We start from the raw sequence: 15,516 nt of genomic DNA, 5'->3' as shown, positions 1-15,516 counted from the left end.
CGGCGTGCGCGAAACCGGTCACGGTTCGCGTCGGCCTGCTAGCATGCCCGGCCGCCCGGCCCGGAATCGACGATGCCCGCAGGTCCACGCGCCACCGCCGCCGCGGCCCTGGTCTGGGCCGGCGCAGTCGCGTGCGTGGCGGGCCTGGTCGTGCAGCGCCTCTGGCTCGCGCTGACGTGGAACCGCTGCGTCGACGGCCTCGTGCTCGCGCTGGTTTCGTTCGGCCTGGCGGTACTGCTGCAACGCGCGCGCTCGATGCCGCTCGCGACCGCGCTCGCCTGTGTCTGGGCGTTCGCGCTCGTGTGGTTCGCGGGCGTGCTGCCGGTGCTCGCGGTCGCATGGCTCGGCGTCGCCGCGTGCGCCCTCGGCAGCCTTCTGCTCGGCGACGACGATGACGCACTGCTCGCGCTGCCGCTCGGCCTGGTGTTGATCGGCGGGCTCGCCGGTTGGACGTTGCACTGGCCGATCCATCGCGCATGGGTCTACGTGCCGCTGCTCGCGGCGGCCTGCATTCTGCGGCGCGGCGCGTTGCGCCGCGCGTTCGTCGCAGCACGCGCGGGCTGGCGGTCGGCGATCGCCGATTCGCCGCGACTCGCAGCGGTCGCCGTGCTGGCGCTCGGGCTCGCCTCGGTCGGCACCTGGCTGCCGACGATGCAGGCCGACGACCTCGCCTATCACCTCGGACTGCCGAGCCAGTTGCAGCGCTATGCGGCGTACGCGCCGGATCCGGCGCAGCAGATCTGGGCGCTCGCGCCCTGGCTCGGCGACGTGTTGCAGGCGATCGCGCAGGTGATCGCGCGACGGGAGGCGCGCGGCGCGCTCGATGCGCTGTGGCTGCTGCTCGTGGCCGGCATGGCCTGGCGGCTCGCGCGCCGCGTGGGGGCGGATGCCGCCGCGGCCTGGTTGGCGGTCGCGCTGTGCGCGAGCCTGCCGCTGCTCGCCGCCCTGCTCAGCAGCATGCACACCGAATTGCCGGCGACGGCGCTGCTGCTCGCGTGCGCACTCGCGATCGTCGACGCGCGCGGTGAGCGGCTGCGGGCCGGTGCGGTGCTGTGCGCCGGTCTCGTCGCGCTGAAGTTCGGCAGTGCGGTGAGCGCGCTCGTGCTCGTCGCCTGGGCGCTCGTGCATGCGCGCGGGCGCGTCGACTGGAAGCGCATGCCGGTCGCGCTCGCGTTGTTCGGCGTGCTGGCCGGTTCGAACTACGCGTACGCGTGGCAGGCCACCGGCAATCCGCTGTTCCCGTTGTTCAACCAGGTGTTCGCCTCGCCGCTGCTGCCGCCGGCGCAGCTCGCCGACCCGCGCTGGCACGCCGGCTTCGGCATCGGCCTGCCGTGGTCGATCACGTTCGACACCGATCGTTACCTCGAAGCGGCAGGCGGCGGCTTCGGCTTCGTGCTCGTCGCGCTCGGCGGCGCATGGCTGGTCGCACTCGCGCGCCGCGAGACGCGCGCGCTCGCGCTCGTCGCGAGCATCGTGCTGCTGCTGCCGCTGCTGCCGATGCAGTATGCGCGCTACGCGTTCCCGGGCCTGGTGCTGCTGCTGCCCGCGCTGGTCGTCGCCGTCGTGCGTTCGCTGGGTGCGCGCGGCGCGGCGTGCGTGCTGCTCGGGATCTGTGCGCTCGATTTCACGTTCCAGGCGAATGCGACCTGGCTGCTGCAGGTCAACACGTTGCGCAAGCTCACCGGCAACATGGACGGCGCCGGTGAAGCGTTCCGGCGCTACGCGCCCGAGCGCACGCTGATCGCCGAACTGCGCCGGCGCGACGATGGCGATTCGATCGTGCTCGCCCTCGATCCGCAGGCGCCGTTCATCGCCGAGCTCGCCCGGCGCGGACGCAGCGTGTCGCACTATGCGCCGGCGCTCGAACGCGCGCGCATCGCGGCCGACGCCGACGCCTCCGGCGTCGGCTGGCGAACGCTGATCCGCGACGTCGACGCGCGCTGGCTGCTGTTGCGACCCGGGCACCTCGGCGACGCGCAGCGCGCGGCGCTCGACGCGCTCGGTGCGCAGCGCGTGGCGGCCGCCGGCGCCGCCGAACTGTGGTCGGTCGAGCCCGCGCGGAGCGATCCGTGAGCCTGTTGCGACAGGGACGTTCGTTCCTCGTCGTCGGCGTGCTGCAGTGGCTCGCCGACTGGAGCGTGATGTTCGTGCTGAGTCGCGCGGGCGTACCGGTCGCGGCCGCGAACATCGCCGGGCGTGTGGTCGGCGCGCTGCTCGGCTTCTGGCTCAACGGCAACTACACGTTCGCACGGGACGGCCGCCGGCCCGGCTGGCGCCAGCTCGGGCGCTACGTGTTGCTCTGGGGCGTGAACACCGTGCTCAGCACCGCGGGCGTGTCGGCGATCGACGCGCTGTTCGGATTGCGCGGCGCGTGGCTCGGCAAACCGCTCGTCGACGGCGCGCTCGCGCTCGGCAGCTTCCTCGCCTCACGCCACTGGGTCTACCGCTGAAAAAACAAAAACGCCGGCTCGTGCCGGCGTTTGTTTTTTGCTTCACTTGAACAGTGTGGCCATGGATGGCCACTCTGGAGCCGCGCGGAACGGGAAACCTTCACGACTACCTGGCGTGCCGACTCCTGCGATCCATGGACGGATCGCAAGGATCAATGCTTGAGGGAACGACGCAGCCGCTCGAGCGCCTGCAGCTGTGCCATCGCTTGCGCGAGCTGCGCCTGTGCCTGCGCGACTTCGAGCGCATCGGTGCGGTTCGCGAGCGCACGCTCCGCTTCGTCCTTCGCCCCGCGCGCGGCGGCTTCGTCGAGGTCCTTGGCGCGGATCGCGGTGTCGGCGAGCACGGTGACGACCTGCGGCTGCACTTCGAGTATGCCGCCGGAGACGTAGAAGAACTGCTCCTCGCCGTTCTCGAGCTGCACGCGCACCTGGCCCGGCTTGAGTCGCGTGATCAGCGGCGCGTGGCGCGGCGCGATGCCGAGTTCACCCATTTCGCCGGTGGCGATGACCATCTGCGCCTGGCCGTGGAAGATCTCTTCCTCGGCGCTGACGATGTCGCAGCGGATTGTGGCCATGGTCTCTCTCACTTCGTTCGTTCGACGGGATTGGGGATTGGGAGATTCGGGATTCGGAAACCTGGGATCGGAAGCCTGTGCTACCGAGTCCCCGATCCCGAATCGCGAATCCCCGGAAGCCGCTTACGCGGCCTTCTTTTCCATCGCCTTGGCCTTCTCGAAGGCCTCGTCGATGCCGCCGATCATGTAGAACGCCTGCTCCGGCAGGTGGTCGCACTCGCCGTCGCAGATCATCTTGAAGCCGCGGATGGTTTCCTTGAGCGTGACGTACTTGCCCGGCGCGCCCGTGAACACCTGCGCGACCGTGAACGGCTGCGAGAAGAAGCGCTCGATCTTGCGCGCACGGTAGACCGTGTTGCGGTCGTCTTCGCTGAGCTCGTCCATGCCGAGGATCGCGATGATGTCCTTGAGTTCCTTGTAGCGCTGCAGCGTGCCCTGCACGCGGCGGGCGACGTCGTAGTGCTCCTGGCCGATCACCAGCGGATCGAGCTGGCGGCTCGTCGACGCGAGCGGATCCACCGCGGGGTAGATGCCGAGCGAGGCGATGTCGCGCGACAGCGCGACGGTCGAGTCGAGGTGGGCGAACGTCGTCGCCGGCGACGGGTCGGTGTAGTCGTCGGCCGGGACGTAGACGGCCTGGATCGAGGTGATCGAGCCGGTCTTGGTCGACGTGATGCGTTCCTGCAGCACGCCCATTTCCTCGGCGAGCGTCGGCTGGTAACCCACCGCCGACGGCATGCGGCCGAGCAGCGCCGACACTTCCGTGCCCGCGAGCGTGTAGCGGTAGATGTTGTCGACGAAGAACAGCACGTCGCGGCCCTTGCCCGAGGCGTCCTTCTCGTCGCGGAAGTATTCGGCCATGGTCAGGCCGGTCAGCGCGACGCGCAGGCGGTTGCCCGGCGGCTCGTTCATCTGGCCGTACACCATCGCGACCTTCGACTGCGTCTTGTCGTCGAGCTTGACGACGCCCGCGTCGATCATCTCGTGGTAGAAGTCGTTGCCTTCACGCGTGCGCTCGCCGACGCCCGCGAACACCGACAGGCCCGAGTGCTGGGTCGCGATGTTGTTGATCAGTTCGAGCATGTTGACGGTCTTGCCGACGCCGGCGCCGCCGAACAGGCCGACCTTGCCACCCTTGGCGAACGGGCAGACGAGGTCGATGACCTTGATGCCGGTCTCGAGCAGGTCGCTCGCCGCGGCCTGCTCGTCGTACGACGGCGCCGCGCGATGGATTTCCCACTGCTCCTTCTCGCCGATCGCACCGGCCTCGTCGATCGGGTTGCCGAGCACGTCCATGATGCGGCCGAGCGTCGCCTTGCCGACCGGCACCTTGATGCCCGCGCCGGTGTTGGTCGCGACCAGGCCGCGCTTGAGGCCGTCGGTCGAACCGAGCGCGATCGTGCGCACGACGCCGTCGCCGAGCTGCTGCTGCACCTCGAGCGTGATCGGCGAGGCGGTGCCCTCGACCTTGAGCGCGTCGTACACCTTCGGCACGGACTCGCGCGGGAATTCGACGTCGACGACGGCGCCGATGATCTGTACGACTTTGCCCTGGCTCATGGAATTGCTCCGAGTGACTCTTTCAAAATGCATTGGGGCGCCGCTGCGCGTCGCCGTAGTCCTGGATGGCAGCCGCGGTCACACCGCGGCAGCTCCCCCCACGATTTCACTGATTTCCTGCGTGATCGCCGCCTGGCGCGCCTTGTTGTAGACGAGCGTGAGCGAGCCGATCGCCTTGGTCGCGTTGTCTGACGCGCTCTTCATCGCGACCATGCGCGCGGCATGTTCGCTGGCGAGATTCTCGAGCACCGACTGGTAGACCAGCGACTCGATGTAGCGCGTGAGCACGTGCTCGAGCACCGCCGCCGCGTCCGGTTCGTAGATGTAGTCCCACGCGTGCGCCGTCTCGAGTTCCGGCGACGGCGGCAGCGGCAGCAGCGTGTCGACCGTCGCCTTCTGCGTCATCGTGTTGACGAAGTCGTTGTAGGCGAGGTGCAGGCGATCGATGCGGCCTTCGGTGTAGGCGTCGAGCACGACCTTGATCACGCCGATCAGCTGCGCGATCTGCGGCTTCTCGCCGAGGTGGGTGACCGAGCCGAGCATGTTGACCTTGAGGCGGCGGAAGAACTGCGTCGCCTTCTGGCCGATGCAGACCACGTCGACCTCGACGCCCTTGTCCTGCCAGCCGCGGATCTCGACCAGCAGCTTGCGGAACATGTTCGAGTTGAGGCCGCCGCACAGGCCGCGGTCGGTCGACACGACCACGTAGCCGACGCGCTTGACGTCCTTGCGCGCGACCAGGAATGGATGCTGGAACTCGACGTTCGCGTGCGCGATGTGGCCGATGACCTGGCGCATCAGGCGCGCGTACGGGCGCGAGGCCTTCATGAGGTCCTGCGCCTTGCGGATCTTCGAGGCCGAGACCATCTCGAGCGCGCGCGTGACCTTGCGCGTGTTCGCGACGCTCTTGATCTTGGTTCGGATTTCTCTTGCGCCTGCCATTTCGTCTCTCGCTGTAGGGCGGACCTGGGTCCGCCGTCATCGCTCGCCAACGGTGGGCCGGGGCCCACCCTACGCGTTACCAGCTGCCGGTCTTCTTGAACTCTTCCAGGCCCTTCTTGAACGCGGCCTCGATGTCGTTGTTCCAGTCGCCGGTCTCGACGATCTTCTTCATGAGATCGCCGTAGTTGCTGTGGAAGTGCGCGTGCAGCGCGGCTTCGAACGGCAGCACCTTGTTCAGCGCCAGGTCGTCGAGGAAGCCCTTCTCCGCGGCGTACACCGACAGCGCGAGTTCGGCGATCGACAGCGGCGCGTACTGCTTCTGCTTCATCAGCTCGGTGACGCGCTGGCCGCGCTCGAGCTGCGCACGCGTCGCCGCGTCGAGGTCTGAGGCGAACTGCGCGAACGCGGCGAGTTCGCGGAACTGCGCCAGTGCGAGCTTCACGCCGCCCGACAGCTTCTTGACGATCTTGGTCTGCGCCGCGCCACCCACGCGCGACACCGAGATGCCCGCGTTCACGGCCGGGCGGATGCCCGAGTTGAACAGGTCGGTCTCGAGGAAGATCTGGCCGTCGGTGATCGAGATCACGTTGGTCGGGACGAACGCGGACACGTCGCCAGCCTGCGTCTCGATGATCGGCAGCGCGGTGAGCGAACCGGTCTTGCCCTTGACGGCGCCGTTGGTGTGCTTCTCGACGTACTCCTCGTTGACGCGCGCGGCGCGCTCGAGCAGGCGGCTGTGCAGGTAGAACACGTCGCCCGGGTACGCTTCGCGGCCCGGCGGGCGCTTCAGCAGCAGCGAGATCTGGCGATACGCCCACGCCTGCTTGGTGAGGTCGTCGTAGATGATGAGCGCGTCTTCGCCGTTGTCGCGGAAGAACTCGCCCATCGCGCAGCCCGAATACGGCGCGATGTACTGCATCGCCGCCGACTCGGACGCCGAGGCGACGACGATGATCGTGTGCTTGAGCGCGTCATGCTCCTCGAGCTTGCGCACGACGTTGGCGATCGACGACTGCTTCTGGCCGATCGCGACGTAGATGCATTTGATGCCCGAATTCTTCTGGTTGATGATCGCGTCGACGGCGAGCGCGGTCTTGCCGGTCTGGCGGTCGCCGATGATCAGTTCGCGCTGGCCGCGGCCGATCGGGATCATCGAGTCGACCGACTTGTAACCGGTCTGCACCGGCTGGTCGACGGACTTGCGCCAGATCACGCCCGGCGCGACCTTCTCGATCGGCGAGGTCTGCTTGGCGCTGATCGGGCCCTTGCCGTCGATCGGTTCGCCGAGCGCGTTGACGACGCGGCCGAGCAGCTCGCGGCCGACCGGCACTTCGAGGATGCGGCCGGTGGTCTTGGCGGTGTCGCCTTCGCGCAGGTGCTCGTAGTCGCCGAGCACGACCGCGCCGACCGAGTCGCGCTCGAGGTTGAGCGCGAGCGCGTAGGTGTTGCCCGGCAGCTCGACCATCTCGCCCGACATCACGTCGTTGAGGCCGTGGATGCGCACGATGCCGTCCGACACGCCGGTCAGCGTGCCTTCGTTGCGCGCTTCCGCGGACAGCTTGAACTTCTCGATGCGGCTCTTGATGAGCTCGCTGATTTCGGACGGATTGATCGTGGTAGCCATGGTCTGTGGTTCCTGCTCTCGTCGACGAGCGACGGTTCCAAGGGGTCAAAAGTCAAACGTCGCGGATCGTTCTCGATGCTGCCGCTTCGATCGATCGTCGACGTTTGACTTCCGACGTCGTTGCAAACGACGGCCTGCCGGTAGTGGCCGGCAGGCCGGATTTCCTTACTGCGCGAGCGCCTGTCCGAGGCGTGCGAGCCTGCCGCGCACGGAGCCGTCGATGACGATGTCGCCGGCGTCGATCACCGCACCGCCGAGCACGTCGGCGTCGATCGACTGCTCGATCTCGATGTCGCGGCCGAAGCGGCGCTTGAGCGCGTCCTTCAGCTTGGCGGTCTCGTTCGCGTCGATCGGCGTCGCCGAGCGCACGTTCACCTTGAGCACGCGCTCGGCTTCCTGCTTGAGCTCCTCGAACAGCGCGCCGATCTCCGGCAGCACCGGCAGGCGGCGGTTCTCGGCGAGCAGGCGCACGAAGCCGGCGAACGGCGAATCGGCCGCTTCGCCTTCCGGCGTGACCAGTGCGGCGAGGTCGGCCTGCGCGACGCGCGGGTCGCCGAACAGCGTGGCGACGCGCGGATCGGCGGCGACCTGCGCCGCGAACGCGAGCTTGCCGGCCCACGCGCCGAGGGCATTGTTCGCGCGCGCGAGCTCGAAGGCGGCGCGTGCGTACGGACGGGCGAAGGTGAGGGCGGTCGACATCGGTCAGATCTCGGTGACGAGCTGGTCGATCAGCGACTTGTGCGCGTTCGCGTCGATCTCGCGCTTGAGGATCTTCTCGGCGCCGGCGACCGCGAGCGCGGCGACCTTGCCACGCAGTTCCTCGCGAGCCTTGTGCGCCTGCGCCTCGATGTCGGCGGCCGCGATCGCCTTCTGCTTGGTCGCCTCGACGATCGCGTCCTGGCGCGCCTTGTCGACGATCTGCGTCGCCTGCTGATGCGCCTTGTCGACGATCTGCGCGGCTTCCGCGCGCGCCTTCCTGATCTCGTCGGCGACGCGCGCGTCGGCGTCGGCGAGCTCCTTGCGCGCCTTCTCCGCCTGCGACAGGCCTTCGGCGATCTTGTTCTGGCGCTCTTCGATCGCCGCGATGATGTGCGGCCAACCGAATTTCATGACCAGCAGGACGACCGCGAAGAACGCGAAGCCCTGGATGACCAGAGTGATGTTCGGAATCATGGAATGCTCCTGCGACACGGCGATCCGTGGATCGCCGTGCTGAACCTTCGGATTTCGGTGCTTACTTGACGCCGAGGTAACCGAGCAGCGGGTTGGCGAACAGCAGCAGCAGCGCGATCGCGACGCCGATGATCGGCACCGCATCGAGCAGGCCGGCGACGATGAACATCTTCGTCTGCAGCATCGGGGTCAGTTCCGGCTGGCGCGACGAGCCTTCGAGGAACTTGCCGCCGAGCAGCGCGAAGCCGATCGCGGTGCCGAGCGCGCCGAGGCCGATCAGGAGGCCTGCGGCGATGACGGTCATGCTGAGCAGATTGCCGACCTGGGCGATGTTTTCCATGGTTGTCTCCGGGTTTCTCTAGGTGAAGTGGAAATCGACTGAAACGTTCTGTGTAACCAGCTTTGCTTCAGGTGAAGAGTGCGGCCAAGGACGGCCGCTCTTCGCCTCTCGCGATCATGGACGATCGCACTAGTGATGTTCGGCGGCCATGCTGAGGTACACGATCGTGAGCGTCATGAAGATGAACGCCTGCAGCGTGATGATCAGGATGTGGAACGCGGTCCAGGCGAAGCCCGCGATGAACTGGCCCGCGCCGAGCAGATACGTCGAGAAATGCGCGAGTCCCGCGCCGAGCGTCATCACCGCGATCAGGATGAAGATCAGCTCGCCCGCGTACATGTTGCCGAACAGTCGCAGGCTCAGCGAAACCGGGCGTACGCACTCTTCGATGATGCGCAACAAAAGGTTGGCCGGGAACGCGTACTTGCCGAACGGCGCGGTGAACCATTCACCGAAGAACCCGCCGAGACCCTTGTGCTTGATGCCGACGTACTGGATCAGCAGGAACACGGTCAACGCCATGCCGAGCGTCGTGTTGAAGTCGGCGGTCGGCACGACGCGCAGGAACGCATGCTCGGCGTCGTGTCCCGTGGCGACGTAACCGGTCTTCCACAGCCACGGCAGGAAGTCGACCGGGATCATGTCCATGAAGTTCATCATGAACACGAGGCAGAAGATCGTGATCGACAGCGGCGCGATGATCTTGCTCTTGCCGTGGAAGGTTTCCTTGACCATCTGGTCGACGAACAGCACGACCATCTCGATCGCGCACTGCAGCTTGCCCGGCACGCCCGCCGTCGCCTTGCGCGAGACGCGCAGGAACAGGAACAGGAACAGGAGGCCGGTCACGAGGGTGAAGAACAACGTGTCGATGTTGATCTTCATGAACACGCCGTCGCCGATGCTCCACTGCAGGTGATGCAGGTGGTGCTGGATGTAGCCGGTCATGTTGACCGATTCGGCGGCTTCTTCGGTGGCCATCGTTCTACCTGGTTGCGATGAGGGCGATCCAAAACGCGAACTGCGCGGCCAGCACGCCGGCGATGAGGCCGGCGAACGGCAGCTTCCACACGGCTATCGCGAGATACAGCGTCGCGCACAGCCAGAACCACTTCAGCGCCTCCGCCGCCCAGGCGGAGCGCAGGACACTGCGCGGCGGCGCGATGCCGCGGCCGAACAGGCGCAGTGCGAACAAAACATTGCCCGCGGAGATGATGGTGCCGCCCGCCAGGGCTGCGAGACCCGAGCGCCAGCCGAAACCCACGACCACCGCCAGCGATACCGCGAGGGTTGCGCCGAACTGCAGGAGCGCCGTGCGAGCCGCCACGTGCCAGCCGTGGGCGATGGAATTGCGCACAGGGAGCTCCCGCCGGTGGAGGATCGTCGCGGCGCGCGTTCCCGGCGCGCTCCACCTCTCCAAAAGGCCGCGCAGTTTATCAAGCGGCGCGCACACGCCGCAATCTAGAAAAGGAGTGTCGAGGCGTCTCGTGGCGGCGCCATCCGCGCGGGCCGCCGAGCCTGCGTGGCCGTCGCGGGCGTCCAGCGGAACGCCTCCGGGCGGTCGCATCCCGGCCGCAAGCGCTTGTTTTTGCTGGAAGGTAGCGATACTCATCGTGCGTACCGCGCTGCCTCGTCGGGTCGTCTGACCCGAAGCGCCTGGCCGGGCCTCGATGCTCTCGTGCGCAATATCGGGGCAGGCGTCGCCGCGATCAGCGTGGCGCGACATCTTGTCGCAGCGCGCGGGGCGCTTCCGGGGCCGCGGATCCAGGGCGGAACGCAGGTCGCGCGCAAAAAAGAAAGGCCGGGAGAGAGCCCGGCCTTTCGAGGTCGACGCCGCGCCAAGGGGAGTAGCGGCGGCGTCTTATGGGGACTTGCCCGATCAGACGGCCTTCTTGGCTGCCTTGACCGTCTTGTTCAACGTGTCGGTGACCGTCTCGTTGACCGAGTCGAACGAGGTCTTGGCCAGCGAACCGATCGCTTCCGAGGTCTTGAGCGAAACGCCGAGGACTTCCTGGCTGTTCGCGTAGAGCTTCTCGGCGCTTTCCTTCGCGAGCTGGACGCCCTTGGCCGAAATCGCCTTGGCGGCCTCGAAGTCGCGCACTTCGGCGGCTTCGGTCCAGAACTCGACCGACGCCTTCACGCGGTCTTCGAAGGTCTTGAGGTTCAGCTCGGTGATGCGCTCGAAACCGGCCAGGGCGAGGCCCTGCGCCTTCACGAAGGCATCGGCGTAGCTCTTGCCGAGCGCAAGGGACTGCGTGTTGATCTGCTCGAACATGTTCGATACCTCTGCAGGTAATGGGTGGGTGTTGAACGGCATCCTAGCAGGCTCTTTGTTGCGATGCAACATGTTTGGCTGAACGAAGACCGCCGCACCGAGGAATGTTCGGCTCGTTTTCTTTCATTTCAATGAATTACATGTTTCCGGCTGCTTTTGCGGCGACGCGGGATAATCAGTCGTTTCCGCGATACTCGCAGGCGGTCGTGCAGGTTTCGTTGACGACCACCTTCGACAGCAGCGGCAGCCGCGGCGCGAGCCGCTGCCAGACCCAGCGCGCGAGCTGCTCGCTGGTCGGGTTCTCGAGGCCGGGCACCTCGTTGAGGTAGTGGTGGTCGAGCTGCTCGAACAGCGGCGCGAACGCCGCCTTGAGATCGGCGTAGTCCATGACCCAGCCGAGGTCGGGATCGAGCGGCCCGCTCACATGGATCGCGATCGCGAACGAGTGGCCGTGCAGGCGGCTGCACTTGTGCCCGGCCGGTACGTTCGGCAGGCGATGCGCGGCTTCGATGCGGAAGGTCTTGGAGATTTCCATTGGCGCAAGTCTATCAAGCCGCGTCGCCGGCCCCCTACGGGACCGCAGCCGGGGCGCCGCTCGTGCCGACGGGGCAGCCTGCGCGCGTCGCGGCCATGCCGTTTGGCACGTATCAACCCCCAAGGGCTTCCGACAAGATCGACCGACGCGCGTGTGCGGCGAACGAACCCGGAGGAGACAGATGGAAAGGCGCAATTTCCTCAAGATGACCGGCATCGGTCTCGGCAGCCTGCTGCTGCCGGCGATGCACGGCCGCGTGATCGCGGCCGAAGCCCTGCTCAGCAAGCTCGACGTCGCGACGAAGAAGAAGTTCGCCGACATCGCGCTCAACGCGGCGAAGTCGGGCGGCGCGAGCTACTGCGACGTGCGCATCGGCCGCTACCTGCGCCAGTTCGTCATCACGCGCGAAGACAAGGTACAGAACGTCGTCAACACCGAATCGAGCGGCATCGGCATCCGCGTCATCGCCAACGGCACCTGGGGCTTCGCCGCGACCAGCGACATGAGCCCCGACGCGATCGCCAGGGCGGCGAAGGAAGCCGTCGCGATCGCCAAGGCGAACTCGAAGATCCAGGCCAAGCCGGTCGAGCTCGCGCCGGTGAAGGGCGTCGGCGAGGTCAGCTGGACCACGCCGATCGTCAAGAATTCGATGGAAGTGCCGATCAAGGACAAGGTCGACCTGCTGCTCGGCGTCAACGCCGCCGCGATGCAGGCCGGCGCGAGCTTCATCAACTCGATCCTGTTCCTGGTCAACGAGCAGAAGTACTTCGCCTCGACCGACGGCTCCTACATCGACCAGGACGTGCACCGCATCTGGGCGCCGATGCAGGTCACCGCGGTCGACCAGAAGACCGGCAAGTTCCGCATCCGCGCCGGCCTGTCGGCGCCGCGCGGCATGGGCTTCGAGTACCTCGACGGCAACAAGGCCGACAAGGTCGAGCTGCCCGGCGGCGCGATCGTCTACGGCAACTCCTACGACATGAAGGAAGACGCGATCGCCGCGGCGAAGCAGGCGAAGGAGAAGCTCACCGCGCAGTCGGTGAAGCCGGGCAAGTACGACCTCATGCTCGATCCGTCGCACCTGTGGCTGACGATCCACGAATCGGTCGGCCATCCGCTCGAACTCGACCGCGTGCTCGGCTACGAGGCGAACTATGCCGGCACGAGCTTCGCGACGCTCGACAAGTGGCGCGACAAGTTCAAGTACGGCAGCGACAAGGTCACGATCTTCGCCGACAAGGTGCAGAAGGGCACGCTCGGCGCGGTCGGCTACGACGACGAAGGCGTCAAGACGCAGCGCTGGGACCTCATCAAGGACGGCACGCTGGTCAACTACCAGGTGATCCGCGACCAGGCGCACATCCTCGGCCTGAAGGAATCGCAGGGCTGCTGCTACGCCGACTCGTGGTCGAGCGTGCAGTTCCAGCGCATGGCGAACGTCTCGCTCGCCCCGGGCAAGGAAGCGATGTCCCCGGCCGACATGATCAAGGGCATCGAGAACGGCATCTACATCATCGGCGACGGTTCGTTCTCGATCGACCAGCAGCGCTACAACGCGCAGTTCGGCGGCCAGCTGTTCTACGAGATCAAGAACGGCAAGGTCACCCAGCCGCTCGAGGACGTCGCGTACCAGATCCGCACGCCCGAATTCTGGAACTCGTGCGCCGCCGTCTGCGACGAGAAGGACTTCCGCTTCGGCGGTTCGTTCTTCGACGGCAAGGGCCAGCCGGGCCAGGTCTCCGCCGTCTCGCACGGCTCCAGCACCGCGCGCTTCAACGGCGCCAACGTCATCAACACGGCGCGCAGCCTCGGCTGAGCGAAGCGGAGAACACAGCGATGAGCATCTACACCGAAGAACAGGCCAAGGCGATCCTCGACAAGGCGATCAAGGCGTCGAAGGCGGACCAGTGCAGCGCCACGCTCAACGGCGGCTTCAACGGCAACATCCGCTACGCGCTCAACAGCGTGTCGACCAGCGGCCGCGTCAGCGACTGCGACCTCGCCGTCGAAGTCGCGTTCGGCAAGCGCGTCGGCACCGCGACCATCAACAGCTTCGACGACGCCTCGATCGAGGCGGTCGTGCGGCGCGCCGAGGAACTCGCGCGCCTCGCGCCAGAGAACCCGGAGTTCGTGCCGGCGATCGACAAGCAGGCGTACAAGGCGAGCGGCACCTTCTCCGAGAAGACCGCCGCGATCACGCCGGAATACCGCGCCGGCGTCGCCGCCGCGTGCATCGAGCCGTGCCGCAAGGACAAGCTCGTCGCGGCGGGCTTCTTCACCGACAGCCAGGCGTTCTCGGCGATCGCCAACAGCAAGGGCAACTTCGGTTACCAGAAGACCAGCGGCGTCGACTTCACTTGCACCGTGCGCACCGAGGACGGCCATGGTTCGGGCTGGGTCGCGCGCAACCTCGGTGACGTCACCAAGTTCGACGCGAAGAGCGAGATCCAGACGGCGATCCGCAAGGCGAAGGGTTCGGTCGACGCGAAGGCGCTCGAGCCGGGCAAGTACACGGTGATCATGGAGCCCGCCGCCAGCGCGGGCCTCATCTCCTTCATGATGTTCGGCTTCGACGCGCGCCAGTCCGACGAGGGGCGCAGCTTCCTGTCGAAGAAGGGCGGCGGCAACAAGCTCGGCGAGAAGCTGTTCGACGAGCGCGTGACGATGTACGCCGATCCGTGGGACGAGCAGTCCGCGGTGCTGCCGTGGGACAACGACGGCCTCGCGCGCGAACGCACGCCGATCGTCACCAACGGCAAGGTCGAATACCTGCAGTATTCGCGCTACTGGGCGCAGAAGCAGGGCAAGAAGGCGATCGGCCAGCCGGGCAACCTCATCATGGCCGGCGGCGACAAGTCGACGATGGACCTGGTCAAGGGCACCAAGAAGGGCGTGCTCGTCACGCGCACCTGGTACATCCGCCTGGTCGACCCGCAGACCGTGCTGCTCACCGGCCTGACCCGCGACGGCACGTTCTACATCGAAGACGGCGAGATCAAGTACCCGATCAAGAACTTCCGCTTCAACGAGTCGCCGGCGATCATGCTCAACAACATCGAGGAGATCGGCAAACCGGTGCGCGTCGCCGACGACGAGTCGCCGTTCGTGATGATGATCCCGCCGCTGAAGATCCGCGACTTCACCTTCAGCTCACTGTCCGACGCGGTCTGATCGCGGCTTCCGGCCTTCCCGCGCGGGAAGGCCGGAACCGCTGCCCGCGCGCCGCGCCCGACGATGACCCGCGCCGAATTCCTCCGCCTGATGTTCGCCGGCGGCGCGGCCGCGCTGCTCGCGCCGACCGTGCGCCGCGCGCGCGCGGACGACGCGGCGTACGACTTCTGGTTCACCCGCCTCATGTACGAGTCGGGCGACTGGGACGTCGACGCGCGCATGCCTTCGAACCTGCTCGACGCGCTGATCCAGTACACGACCCTGCGCGTCGATCCACGCGAGCGCGTGCTGCCGCTCGCCGACACGCGCATGCTGACCCAGCCGTTCTGCTACCTCGCGGGGCACAAGCTGGTCGAGTTCAACCCGGACGAGCGGCGCAACTTCGAACGCTACGTGCGTGCCGGCGGTTTCGTCCTCGTCGACGACTGCAACCACGACGTCGACGGCCTGTTCGCGAAGTCGTTCGAACAGGAGATGGCGACGATCTTCGGTGCCGACGCGTTGAAGAAGCTGCCGAAGGCGCATCCGCTGTTCACGAGTTTCTTCCGCTTCGACGGCCCGCCGAACACCGCGTTCGAACTCAACGGCTGGGGCGACGACCTCGTGCACGAGTACCTCAAGGGCATCGAGGTCGACGGCCGCCTCGGCGTGCTCTACAGCAACAAGGACTACGGCTGCGAGTGGGACTACGACTGGCGCAACAAGCGTTTCCTCGCCGAGGACAACACGAAGTTCGCCGTCAACATCGTCGTCTACGCACTGACCGCATGATTGTTCCAGAGCTTGAAGACTGAAACACGAAGGACACGAAGGACACGAAGAAGAAGCAAGATGGAAGATTGAAATACCGACCGCACGGAGCGCACGGAGA

At 66.8% G+C, this 15,516-nt stretch carries 16 protein-coding genes; 5 read left to right on the top strand and 11 right to left on the bottom strand.

Annotated features, from left to right (window positions below):
* The first annotated feature begins 72 nt into the window (after positions 1–72).
* Both FHW12_RS21195 and FHW12_RS06445 read left to right on the top strand, forming a co-directional pair.
* Positions 73–2,073 (top strand): hypothetical protein, encoded by a 2,001-nt coding sequence (locus FHW12_RS21195; protein WP_182530199.1) that lies wholly within the window; start codon positions 73–75, stop codon positions 2,071–2,073.
* The gene (locus FHW12_RS06445) at positions 2,070–2,450 is read left to right on the top strand and encodes a GtrA family protein (protein WP_182530198.1); all 381 of its coding nucleotides are present in this window, start codon (positions 2,070–2,072) and stop codon (positions 2,448–2,450) included. Before FHW12_RS21195 ends, FHW12_RS06445 begins: the two co-directional genes overlap by 4 nt.
* 152 nt (positions 2,451–2,602) lie before the next feature.
* Here FHW12_RS06445 and FHW12_RS06440 read toward each other — a convergent pair whose 3' ends face one another.
* The 11 genes from FHW12_RS06440 to queD form a co-directional block, all read right to left on the bottom strand.
* Complete coding sequence (locus FHW12_RS06440) at positions 2,603–3,025, bottom strand: F0F1 ATP synthase subunit epsilon (protein ID WP_182530197.1); 423 nt, start codon at positions 3,023–3,025, stop codon at positions 2,603–2,605.
* A 123-nt stretch (positions 3,026–3,148) separates the two neighbouring features.
* Complete coding sequence (gene atpD / locus FHW12_RS06435; RefSeq protein WP_182530196.1) at positions 3,149–4,585, bottom strand: F0F1 ATP synthase subunit beta; 1,437 nt, start codon at positions 4,583–4,585, stop codon at positions 3,149–3,151.
* 78 nt (positions 4,586–4,663) lie between these two features.
* The gene (atpG, locus tag FHW12_RS06430) at positions 4,664–5,527 is read right to left on the bottom strand and encodes a F0F1 ATP synthase subunit gamma (RefSeq protein WP_182530195.1); all 864 of its coding nucleotides are present in this window, start codon (positions 5,525–5,527) and stop codon (positions 4,664–4,666) included.
* Positions 5,528–5,603: 76 nt separating this feature from the next.
* Positions 5,604–7,151: a F0F1 ATP synthase subunit alpha gene (gene atpA / locus FHW12_RS06425; protein WP_182530194.1), complete on the bottom strand. Its 1,548-nt coding sequence runs from the start codon at positions 7,149–7,151 to the stop codon at positions 5,604–5,606.
* Between the two features lie 165 nt (positions 7,152–7,316).
* Positions 7,317–7,850, bottom strand: coding sequence for a F0F1 ATP synthase subunit delta (locus FHW12_RS06420; protein WP_182530193.1), 534 nt, complete (start codon positions 7,848–7,850; stop codon positions 7,317–7,319).
* 3 nt (positions 7,851–7,853) lie between these two features.
* Positions 7,854–8,324, bottom strand: coding sequence for a F0F1 ATP synthase subunit B (locus FHW12_RS06415; protein ID WP_182530192.1), 471 nt, complete (start codon positions 8,322–8,324; stop codon positions 7,854–7,856).
* A 61-nt stretch (positions 8,325–8,385) separates the two neighbouring features.
* On the bottom strand, positions 8,386–8,664 hold the full coding sequence (gene atpE / locus FHW12_RS06410) for a F0F1 ATP synthase subunit C (RefSeq protein WP_182530191.1): 279 nt from the start codon (positions 8,662–8,664) through the stop codon (positions 8,386–8,388).
* A gap of 129 nt (positions 8,665–8,793) precedes the next feature.
* Positions 8,794–9,645 (bottom strand): F0F1 ATP synthase subunit A, encoded by an 852-nt coding sequence (atpB, locus tag FHW12_RS06405; protein WP_182530190.1) that lies wholly within the window; start codon positions 9,643–9,645, stop codon positions 8,794–8,796.
* 4 nt (positions 9,646–9,649) lie between these two features.
* Positions 9,650–10,276 (bottom strand): ATP synthase subunit I, encoded by a 627-nt coding sequence (locus tag FHW12_RS06400; protein WP_182530189.1) that lies wholly within the window; start codon positions 10,274–10,276, stop codon positions 9,650–9,652.
* 267 nt (positions 10,277–10,543) lie between these two features.
* Positions 10,544–10,981: a phasin family protein gene (locus tag FHW12_RS06395; RefSeq protein ID WP_182530188.1), complete on the bottom strand. Its 438-nt coding sequence runs from the start codon at positions 10,979–10,981 to the stop codon at positions 10,544–10,546.
* A 133-nt stretch (positions 10,982–11,114) separates the two neighbouring features.
* Positions 11,115–11,474, bottom strand: coding sequence for a 6-carboxytetrahydropterin synthase QueD (gene queD / locus FHW12_RS06390; RefSeq protein ID WP_182530187.1), 360 nt, complete (start codon positions 11,472–11,474; stop codon positions 11,115–11,117).
* 181 nt (positions 11,475–11,655) lie between these two features.
* Between queD and FHW12_RS06385 the strand changes: the two genes are divergently transcribed.
* The 3 genes from FHW12_RS06385 (at position 11,656) to FHW12_RS06375 (ending at position 15,416) form a co-directional block, all read left to right on the top strand.
* Positions 11,656–13,290, top strand: coding sequence for a TldD/PmbA family protein (locus tag FHW12_RS06385; RefSeq protein WP_182530186.1), 1,635 nt, complete (start codon positions 11,656–11,658; stop codon positions 13,288–13,290).
* A gap of 20 nt (positions 13,291–13,310) precedes the next feature.
* On the top strand, positions 13,311–14,645 hold the full coding sequence (locus tag FHW12_RS06380) for a TldD/PmbA family protein (protein WP_182530185.1): 1,335 nt from the start codon (positions 13,311–13,313) through the stop codon (positions 14,643–14,645).
* A gap of 63 nt (positions 14,646–14,708) precedes the next feature.
* Positions 14,709–15,416 carry a DUF4159 domain-containing protein gene (locus FHW12_RS06375; RefSeq protein WP_182530184.1) on the top strand — a complete coding sequence of 236 codons (708 nt, stop codon included), beginning with the start codon at positions 14,709–14,711 and terminating at the stop codon, positions 15,414–15,416.
* Positions 15,417–15,516: the final 100 nt, after the last annotated feature.

Source organism: Dokdonella fugitiva (genome assembly GCF_014138265.1).
GTDB lineage: Bacteria > Pseudomonadota > Gammaproteobacteria > Xanthomonadales > Rhodanobacteraceae > Dokdonella_A > Dokdonella_A fugitiva_A.
This window is presented reverse-complemented; position numbering and strand designations above follow the sequence as displayed.

What these genes read in the sequence shown, in the direction of transcription:
- FHW12_RS21195 (WP_182530199.1), top strand. Translation starts at nt 73, where the DNA reads ATGCCCGCAGGTCCACGCGCCACCGCCGCCGCGGCCCTGGTCTGGGCC.
- FHW12_RS06440 (WP_182530197.1), bottom strand. Translation starts at nt 3,025, where the DNA reads ATGGCCACAATCCGCTGCGACATCGTCAGCGCCGAGGAAGAGATCTTC.
- atpD (WP_182530196.1), bottom strand. Translation starts at nt 4,585, where the DNA reads ATGAGCCAGGGCAAAGTCGTACAGATCATCGGCGCCGTCGTCGACGTC.
- atpG (WP_182530195.1), bottom strand. Translation starts at nt 5,527, where the DNA reads ATGGCAGGCGCAAGAGAAATCCGAACCAAGATCAAGAGCGTCGCGAAC.
- atpA (WP_182530194.1), bottom strand. Translation starts at nt 7,151, where the DNA reads ATGGCTACCACGATCAATCCGTCCGAAATCAGCGAGCTCATCAAGAGC.
- FHW12_RS06420 (WP_182530193.1), bottom strand. Translation starts at nt 7,850, where the DNA reads ATGTCGACCGCCCTCACCTTCGCCCGTCCGTACGCACGCGCCGCCTTC.
- FHW12_RS06415 (WP_182530192.1), bottom strand. Translation starts at nt 8,324, where the DNA reads ATGATTCCGAACATCACTCTGGTCATCCAGGGCTTCGCGTTCTTCGCG.
- atpE (WP_182530191.1), bottom strand. Translation starts at nt 8,664, where the DNA reads ATGGAAAACATCGCCCAGGTCGGCAATCTGCTCAGCATGACCGTCATC.
- atpB (WP_182530190.1), bottom strand. Translation starts at nt 9,645, where the DNA reads ATGGCCACCGAAGAAGCCGCCGAATCGGTCAACATGACCGGCTACATC.
- FHW12_RS06400 (WP_182530189.1), bottom strand. Translation starts at nt 10,276, where the DNA reads ATGAGTATCGCTACCTTCCAGCAAAAACAAGCGCTTGCGGCCGGGATG.
- FHW12_RS06395 (WP_182530188.1), bottom strand. Translation starts at nt 10,981, where the DNA reads ATGCCGTTCAACACCCACCCATTACCTGCAGAGGTATCGAACATGTTC.
- queD (WP_182530187.1), bottom strand. Translation starts at nt 11,474, where the DNA reads ATGGAAATCTCCAAGACCTTCCGCATCGAAGCCGCGCATCGCCTGCCG.
- FHW12_RS06385 (WP_182530186.1), top strand. Translation starts at nt 11,656, where the DNA reads ATGGAAAGGCGCAATTTCCTCAAGATGACCGGCATCGGTCTCGGCAGC.
- FHW12_RS06380 (WP_182530185.1), top strand. Translation starts at nt 13,311, where the DNA reads ATGAGCATCTACACCGAAGAACAGGCCAAGGCGATCCTCGACAAGGCG.
- FHW12_RS06375 (WP_182530184.1), top strand. Translation starts at nt 14,709, where the DNA reads ATGACCCGCGCCGAATTCCTCCGCCTGATGTTCGCCGGCGGCGCGGCC.